The sequence below is a fragment of the Bacteroides faecalis genome, assembly GCF_003865075.1.
Taxonomy (GTDB): Bacteria; Bacteroidota; Bacteroidia; order Bacteroidales; family Bacteroidaceae; genus Bacteroides; species Bacteroides faecalis.
Map to the genome: position 1 here is coordinate 1 of NZ_BHWB01000051.1, position 5281 is coordinate 5281.

Below are 5281 nucleotides of genomic sequence, written 5' to 3' on the forward strand. Positions count from 1 at the left end.
ACATTTCTGTAATTGCTTCAATAATCCCCTCACTCGTTGAACGATTTGCTTTATAAGGCGAAGTGATAATACGTTCTTTGAACTGCTCTTTCAGTCGTGCTTTGTCTTCTTCCGAGTCCGTAGCCACATAAAAAGCAACTTTCGGATGGAGTCTGATTTCTTTTTCCATATTTTCAATGAAAAAAGTAAGAGGACTATGCTGAATAGAAGCAATATTATCGGTCCGCCTGATATGTATCCCGACAGTATAGTCCGGGAAGTTTTTTATACGTTCCATGATTCGGGCTTGTATCTGTTCATTAGGTTCAACGGCTTTCAACATATCGGAAGCATCATAAAACTTTGCCAAATGAATGAGGTAGACAAACTTACCTTTTTCAAAATCAGTAAAGATGTCCTGCGGAGTTTTATATCTGTAGATATCCTTTTCGTAAATGCGATAATCGAAAGCTATCATTTGCCAGAGAATAGGAAACCAAAAGTTCTTGCGACGTGGTTTATCGAGTATCAGGTAATCATACCATTTGCCATCTTTTATTTCCACATCTTTGATTGCAGGTGAAAGTTTGAATAGAGAATGGAAATCAGCTCCCATTCCCCAATCCTTGAACCACACAATTTTTAATGGGATGGAGTGTGCCTGACAATATGCTATGGCAGAAGTAATTGCGTATATTCTGTTAGCAAGTCCTCCAATGGGAATTAGAGTTAATTTATCCATATATCTTTTATTTTTTTGAACGTCCGGATAGGTATTTTAGGCTCTCTTTGAAAATGGCCACTTTGCTAAACCACATGATCAGCGAATAGATAGCGACTGCCAGTCCTATTTTTGTAATTAGCATGAGATAGATATTGTTGATTTCTATCGTCATATAATAAGTGGCTACCATAGTAGCAGCCGCAATTCCGGCAAAAGGTACGGTGTCTTTCAGTGCATTCCACAGACTAAGGTGTATCTCTTGCCATATAAAATATTGCCATACACCCAGCCAAATGATGTTAAGCACAACAAACAGCATTAACATGACATGAATTCCGTATGGATAGGCAAGCAACATGATAATTAGTTGTAAGACACATAACAATATTGAGTTCCACATAAATATATTAGGCTTTTCTTTGCTAAGAATCAGTCTGGAGTACAAAGAGATAACAGGCATAAATGCTCCCCATACACACAGAATTTGTAAAATAGGTACACAAGATATCCACTTGTCAGTAATGGTAATAATGATAAATTCTTTAGCTATCAACGCTAGGCCAAACATTGCAGGAAAAGAAAGGAAAGAAGTGAAACGCAACATTTTACGGAATACGTTTTGTTGTCGTTCCGGATCATCGGCAACTTCTCTCAGAACGGGTTGTGCTACGCTGCTTATCATTCCCTCTATAGCATTGTATCCCATGTAGTTCCACTTACTGGATTGTGTGTAGTTACCCACTTCTGCCTTAGTGTAAAATGCACCAAGTATGGTAGATACAAGATTGTTATTAATTTGTTGGAAGATGCTTGTAACGAGTATTTTGCTGCTGAATCCGAAAATCCCTTTTAGTGGTCGGAAATCAATGTGAAAAGTGGGTCTCCAAGGAGAAAAGTACCAATACCAGAGATTAATGGTAGCAATATATACAAGATTTTGTGTTGCTATTCCCCAATACGACATCCCATTGTATGCCATGATAATTCCTATTGTACCGGATAGAATGAGGGCGGGTAATTGTGCCATTGCTCTCTGTTTTATCATCAGGTTACGAAGAAAATATGCATTGTGAACAACGGAGGTACTTGACATTAAAAAACCTAAGAAAACATATCTAGAGAGCCATATAAGCTCTGGAGCGTTGAAAAAATCGGCAATAAGCGGAGCACAGAAAAAAAATATGATATATATGGACGTTCCAATGCTTAAACTGCACCAGAATACAGCATTGTAGTCTTCTTGCGTAACACTTCGTTTATTGACTAAAGCTGTTACAAATCCACTGTCCTGAAGCGTACTGGCTATAGCAATGAAAATAGCGAGTACCCCGTACATTCCATAATCGGTATTGTCTAATAAACGGGCAATAACAATTCCGAAGAGGGCACTCAGTAGTTGTTGTAGTCCACTACTGAATCCTCCCCAGAATATTCCTTTTGCTGCTTTCTGCTTCAGTGACGGTTCCGGCATGCTTATTTTACTTCACTACCCGGTTTCACCTCACGTTCCGGCATGATCACAGCCAGACTACCGTCATTGTTTTCGGCACTTAGAATCATGCCTTCGCTAACGATGCCTTTCAACTTGCGTGGAGCCAGATTGGCAATAAAGCAAACTTGTTTGCCAACTAATTCTTCCGGTTGATAGTGTTTGGCAATACCCGACACAATGGTACGGGTTTCCAATCCGTCGTCAATCTTGAATTGTAATAATTTGTCTGCTTTAGGTACTTTCTGACATTCAAGAATAGTCCCCACACGAATATCTAATTTCATGAAGTCATCAAATTCGATGTTCGAACGTATTGGATTTGCTTTATAATTAGCTTCTTCGTTTGCTTTTCTTGTATCAAGTAATTTTTGTACCTGAGCTTCGATTGTTACATCTTCAATTTTCTCAAAAAGCAATTCCGGCTTATTCAATTGATGTCCTTCCGGAAGCAAATTGCTCCGTCCTAATTCAGCCCAATCAAAGTTATCCATATTCAACATCTGACGCAGTTTTTCCGAACTAAAAGGTAGGAATGGTTCGAAGGCAATAGCCAAGTTGGCAACTAGTTGAAGAGCGATATTCAGAATGGTTCCTACACGTTCCATGTCTGTCTTGGCTAATTTCCAAGGTTCAGTATCTGCAAGGTATTTATTACCAATACGTGCCAGATTCATAGCTTCTTTCTGTGCATCACGAAATTTGAAAACATCGAGTAGTTTCTCAACTTCAGCTTTTACGTCAGCAAATTCCTTCAGCGTATCTTTGTCGTAATCCGTCAGTTCACCGCAAGTTGGCACCTTTCCGTCAAAATATTTTTGAGTCAGTACCATAGCACGATTTACAAAGTTACCATAAACAGCTACCAATTCATTATTATTACGTGCTTGGAAATCTTTCCAGGTAAAATCATTGTCTTTGGTTTCGGGCGCATTGGCAGTTAGTACATAACGGAGCACATCTTGCTTACCAGGAAAATCAATCAGGTATTCATGCAACCATACTGCCCAGTTTCGTGAAGTTGAGATCTTGTCACCTTCCAGATTCAGAAATTCGTTGCTTGGAACATTATCCGGCAGGATATAACTACCTTCCGCTTTCAACATAGCAGGGAATACAATACAATGAAACACGATATTATCTTTTCCGATAAAATGAATCAGACGAGTTTCGGGGTCTTTCCACCAAGTTTCCCAACTGTCCGGCAAAAGTTCTTTCGTGTTGGAGATATAACCGATAGGAGCATCAAACCATACATATAGCACTTTGCCTTCTGCACCTTCTACGGGAACAGGAATACCCCAATCAAGATCACGACTCACTGCACGTGGCTGCAATCCCATATCGAGCCAGCTCTTGCATTGTCCATATACGTTTGGACGCCATTCTTTATGATCCTCCAGAATCCATTGGCGCAACCATCCTTCATGTTTGTCAAGAGGAAGATACCAATGCTTCGTTTCTTTCATGACTGGTTTACTTCCGCTAATGGCACTTTTAGGATTAATCAGATCTGTCGGTGACAAGGAAGTACCGCATTTTTCGCATTGATCACCGTATGCGCCTTCTGCGTGGCAATGAGGACATTCTCCGATTATATAGCGGTCGGCAAGAAACTGGTGAGCTTCTTCATCGTAATATTGTTCGGAAGTTTTTTCGATAAATTCTCCTTTGTTATAGAGTGTTTTGAAAAAATCGGAAGCCAATTGGTGATGGGTCGGTGAAGTCGTCCGACTATATACGTCAAACGAGATACCGAATTCTTTGAATGACTGTTTAATGAGTGAGTGATAACGGTCTACAACATCTTGCGGAGTGATCCCTTCTTTCTTTGCCCGGATTGTGATAGGTACTCCATGCTCGTCTGAACCTCCAATAAACAGTACATCTTCTTTTTTCAACCGCAGATAGCGTACATAGATATCTGCGGGTACATATACACCTGCCAAGTGGCCAATGTGGACAGGTCCGTTAGCATACGGCAATGCCGATGTGACAGTAGTTCTTTTGAATTTCTTTTCCATTATATAGTGTGTATTTTATTATTTTTTATAGCACTTTCTTTTATAATAATGTGCAAAGATAAGGAAAATCTGACATCATTAGATGTCTTCGAAGGGAAGATTACTTTTTTATCATTGAAATAAGTCTTATATTTTAAGGAAAGAAGGGCTTTAATTGAAAGTTCCGAATATAAATTCAAGAGTTCTACATATAGATTCAAAGTTTACAATTGTAATTAAGCTCAATAAGAAACATATTTTTTATTCAGGTAAAGTAGTTTTCTACAAATAGACAGGAAGATTTTTCTTGAAAAATCAAGATTAGATGTAAAGAAGAGTAAAGTTTAGCTTAAAAACAGGTCAGAGTCTTAGTAGCAAAACAGTAAGAAATAACCGATTGCTCTCTGTTGATTAAGCAAAGATAAGAAAACTTTATTATATAAAAAATAATTGCATACATCTACTTAACTAATAAAACACATGTAATCTATTGATTGAATACTTATTTGTTTTTCTATTTTACAGATAAGTATTCATAATTCGCATTATGTCATGTTGGGGATAAAAAGTCTTCCATAGTATCATCGAGGAGACTTTTTGAATGGTAAAAGTTATAACGTCAGGAATGTTGGTTGAGACAAATTGAAATTAGAAAACATATATGAATTCTATTGTTAAACTTAAATATTTGTCAGCCAAAATTATCAACAATATGGAATCATAGCCGCTTTAATATATATTGTAAAAGTAAATACATACAACATGATTTTTATTAACCTTTTTAATTATTTAATTTATGAATAGAACACTAAATTTGCATGCTAGCTTTATGTAGCATATTAGTGACTGGCTGTAAAGACGATACTAAAGATCCTACAGTGTGGGATACTACGCCATGTGATCCGTCAAGGCCGGTTGAGTTTAAGGATTTTACTCCTAAAGAAGGTGGCGTACGTACTAGGCTGTATATCAGTGGTTCGAATTTTGGTAAAGATGAGAGTAAAATTAGTGTAACTATTGGAGGACAAAAAACGCCCGTCATCTCTTCAAATGGTTCAACCATGTATTGTATGCTTCCTGGGCGTG

The 5281-nt window shown here is 37.9% G+C and carries 4 protein-coding genes; 1 reads left to right on the forward strand and 3 read right to left on the reverse strand.

Annotated features, from left to right (window positions below):
- The 3 genes from EJF25_RS24590 to metG all read right to left on the reverse strand — a co-directional run.
- Nucleotides 1-721: O-fucosyltransferase family protein (locus tag EJF25_RS24590; RefSeq protein WP_125043283.1), on the reverse strand; the 721-nt coding region annotated here is incomplete at its 3' end.
- A 7-nt stretch (nucleotides 722-728) separates the two neighbouring features.
- The gene (gene wzx, locus EJF25_RS24595) at nucleotides 729-2174 is read right to left on the reverse strand and encodes an O-glycosylation flippase (RefSeq protein WP_125039800.1); all 1446 of its coding nucleotides are present in this window, start codon (nucleotides 2172-2174) and stop codon (nucleotides 729-731) included.
- Between the two features lie 2 nt (nucleotides 2175-2176).
- Nucleotides 2177-4216: a methionine--tRNA ligase gene (gene metG, locus EJF25_RS24600; protein WP_125039799.1), complete on the reverse strand. Its 2040-nt coding sequence runs from the start codon at nucleotides 4214-4216 to the stop codon at nucleotides 2177-2179.
- 797 nt (nucleotides 4217-5013) lie between these two features.
- Here metG and EJF25_RS24605 point away from each other — a divergent pair.
- On the forward strand, nucleotides 5014-5281 hold a 268-nt coding region (locus EJF25_RS24605), incomplete at its 3' end, for an IPT/TIG domain-containing protein (protein ID WP_200832989.1).

Excerpts from the sequence above, each read along its gene's own strand:
- wzx (WP_125039800.1), bottom strand. The coding sequence starts at position 2,174 with ATGCCGGAACCGTCACTGAAGCAGAAAGCAGCAAAAGGAATATTCTGG.
- metG (WP_125039799.1), bottom strand. The coding sequence starts at position 4,216 with ATGGAAAAGAAATTCAAAAGAACTACTGTCACATCGGCATTGCCGTAT.